This window comes from Acinetobacter sp. UBA2063 (genome assembly GCF_002333245.1).
Classification (GTDB): Bacteria; Pseudomonadota; Gammaproteobacteria; order Pseudomonadales; family Moraxellaceae; genus Acinetobacter; species Acinetobacter parvus.
Genome location: NZ_DDAH01000147.1, coordinates 1 through 3,269 on the forward strand (window position 1 = coordinate 1; position 3,269 = coordinate 3,269).

At 38.8% G+C, this 3,269-nt stretch carries 4 protein-coding genes; 1 reads left to right on the forward strand and 3 read right to left on the reverse strand.

The genetic code is table 11. The features are described from left to right. The 3 genes from B4H32_RS06655 to B4H32_RS06665 form a co-directional block, all read right to left on the reverse strand. On the reverse strand, positions 1 to 1,100 hold a 1,100-nt coding region (locus B4H32_RS06655), incomplete at its 3' end, for a SulP family inorganic anion transporter (RefSeq protein WP_286800973.1). A gap of 90 nt (positions 1,101 to 1,190) precedes the next feature. Continuing rightward, positions 1,191 to 1,502, reverse strand: coding sequence for an ArsR/SmtB family transcription factor (locus B4H32_RS06660; protein WP_004680927.1), 312 nt, complete (start codon positions 1,500 to 1,502; stop codon positions 1,191 to 1,193). A gap of 285 nt (positions 1,503 to 1,787) precedes the next feature. Further along, positions 1,788 to 2,651, reverse strand: coding sequence for an alpha/beta fold hydrolase (locus B4H32_RS06665; RefSeq protein WP_004769238.1), 864 nt, complete (start codon positions 2,649 to 2,651; stop codon positions 1,788 to 1,790). Between the two features lie 134 nt (positions 2,652 to 2,785). Between B4H32_RS06665 and B4H32_RS06670 the strand changes: the two genes are divergently transcribed. Then, a complete protein-coding gene (locus B4H32_RS06670; protein ID WP_004680925.1) occupies positions 2,786 to 3,241 on the forward strand; it encodes a hypothetical protein in 456 nt (151 codons plus the stop codon). The last annotated feature ends 28 nt before the right edge of the window (positions 3,242 to 3,269 follow it).

Genomic DNA, 3,269 nt, shown 5'->3' on the forward strand with positions numbered 1-3,269 from the left:
AAAATCGTGGCAGCCAGAATTGTTAGCGGCAGATTTTGAAAAAAACTGGTGAAATAAAGGCTGACCGCAATCATCAATAATGAGGACATGACCCCAGACATAGGTGTTTTTGCACCTGCATCACTATTGACAACCGTACGGGACAAACTTCCTGAAACTGCAAATCCCATATTTATCCCTGCCGCAATATTGGCCAAGCCTAGAGCGATCAGCTCCTGATTACTATTGAGGTCATCACGCTTTTGCAATGCGGTGGCCTGCGCAATCGCCAGTGACTCAACAAAACTAATCATCGCAATAATAAATGCGCTGGGAAGCAGTTTCTGAACCAGATCAAAATTCCATGTCGGAAAATGGAAACTGGGTAGACCTGTGGGAATGATCCCAACAGTTTTCAGCCCATGTTGATCCAGACTGAATGCATACACAACAATAATTGAACTTAAAACCAATAACAGCGGAATGGTCTTATTTAAAAAATCTGATCGCACCCATTTAGGCAGAAAAACCAGTATGGTGATTGCCGCTAAACTCACGCCTACACTTAGAAAACTGATGTGATGGAAGTTATTGACCAAACTTCCAATAAACTCTGGAATATTGTTGGTCTGTAATGGAATGTCGAGTAGAAACTTAAATTGTCCCAAAGCGATTAATAATGCAGATGCAATAATAAAGCTTTTGATAACGGGATGGCTAATGAGCTGGATCAGGAAGCCAAAACGGAACAGGCCTAAAATCAGTGAAATAATTCCGACCATAATCGCCAGGAGACAGGCAGCTTCAATATAGGCGGTAGAGCCAACGGCAAAAAGAGGTTGAAGCGCTGAAAAAACCATCATAGAGATGATGGCAACAGGACCAATCGACAGTGTGGTGCTACTGCCTGTAAAGGCATAGATGATCATGGGTAGAATACTGGCATAGATACCCATCACTGGTGGAAGCCCTGCAAGCATGGCATAGGCCATTCCTTGGGGAACCAACATTGCAAGTACAATTAATGCAGCAACTACATCAGCCTTAAAGTGCCTAGGGTGATAAGTCTTTAGCCATTTCAGTGCAGGAAAGATGGACATATTCAGGTTGAACCGTTTTATGCATAAATAATTTATATTATATATAAATATATATTATTAATAAAAAAAGCTAAAGCGATTCAGTAGCAATTGCTTATTTAAGCAAAAGGTTTATATATTTGGACAGTAGTTTTCGTATAGGGTCTTTAAAACGACCTGTAGTTTAGGGTCACTAATTGAGTAAAAAATTTGTTTGCCTTCACGACGTGTCGTAACAACCTTACTTTTTCTGAGCATCATTAACTGTTGGGAAAGTGTTGGTTGGAAAATGTGAGTAAGCACTTCAATCTGGGAAACATTCAGTTCCTGCTTGGCCAAGTGGCACAAGATGATTAAACGATCCGTATTTGCCAGAGACTTCAGCACATTTACAATTGAGTCGGCAGACTCTCTCATTGCCTCGATCTCAAGATCCTTTTGCATATTACTCTCACGACATTACAACCGAACTTAGTATAAGGTGAGTAAATCAAAAAATTGAAGTAAAACTGAATAATTGCAATGGTTTTTAATGAAAATATATATAAGTAAAAGTGATATATTGTCTTGTTTTGCAGATTGCATTATTTTTTATTAAGAAAATAGGTATAGGATAAGAGTTCTGTGAAATTTGTCGTGTACAGAGATGAAAGAGAAAAAGACGCATCTAAACAGGATTACAAGTTTAGATGCGTAAAAGTGTATATATTGTTGAGGTAAAGAGTGTTGTTAATTCAAGTTTTTTAACTCATTTTCCAAAACTGGCCATAGTTTCTGATGGGATTTTTTAAACATCAGCATGTGTCCAATCTGTTTATAGCCATGTTTCCTAGGGTCAAGTTCGATGAGCCTGGTTTTTGCATTGGGATAAAGACGCAGTAAATCCTCAACATTTGCCTGTGTTGCAATTTCATCATCTGAGGCCCAAAAAGAAGTAATAGGGCATTGAATTTCCTGATGATAGTCATCAAAAATGCTTTTCCCAATCGCATTCATCACATAGCCAGGTTTGCTACAGAATTCTGCCCATTGCCTTGCCACATTTTTTGGCAAGTTTTCCCCCATACCGATAAACTGGGTTGCGCCATAGCCTTTGAAAAAGCTGGAAATAGGAAAAATAACATTAAACATGATAGGGGCGAGCAGCTTGGTTTTGCCTTTTAAGCCTTTTACGTGGCCTGTTGAGCCAGCAATTGCCAGAACTTTGGCAACTTTACTATAATTGGGATTAACGCCAAGAAGCTGACCACCAGCACTATGCCCAATAATAATGACTTTTTCTGCCTGGGTTCGATTCAGCAAAGCATCAACTGCCGCTGGAATATCAAGTAGTCCCCAATCATTGATACTGGCTGTTGAATCTTTAAGTGCTCCATGTAGAGATTGACCAATACCACGAAAATCAAAACTTAGGACATCATAGCCTTGCTGACTCAACCACTCTGCAAAAGGGTGGTAAAAGGTTTTAGTAATCCCTGTCGCAGGACAAATGAGAATGGGATATTGCTGTTTATCATTTTGTGCAGGATAAAATTGAGCTGCAAGTTGATAACCATCTTTACAACTGATCCAAAATGATTCAGGGCTATTCATGAGCGAGCTACTCTTGTATTTGCATATTTCTACTTTACACAAGTTCTAAAAAGAAACTCGTTTGAAAAATGACTTAAAAGTCAATTATTATGTAATATAAAACCCTAATAGGAAGCTGATTTACAGGATAGCGGATGTTTGTTTTAACTCAAGCGACTGAACTGTCGATTATATTTAGTGGAATTTTTCTTTGGGTGGGGATGCTAACAGGAGTATGGAAATATTATCAAATTAGAAAAACGGAGCTTGCACGGGCACATTACTATGTAGATATTGCTCATCGAAGCAGTCTGCTTTATGCCGCCGCCAGTTTAATCTTGGCTGCATTGAGCTATTTTACAGTTTTGTCTGATATGTGGACTTTAGCTTGTGTGATTGCAAACCTATTCTTCTTTGCGATGTCCATTCTGACCTATATCATTCATGGATTGTTGAAAGACACCACCAATCAGTTTAAACAGCCCCATCAATTAGGGCAGCGGGCCATTCCAGCCTGGTGCATGACGTTAATGATGTTAAGTTTAATTATTGTTGAACTGGGTGCTACAGCGATTTTATTATGTGGAACAATTGCAAAATTTTTAAACTGATATAAAAAATGGATGATTAATCATCCAT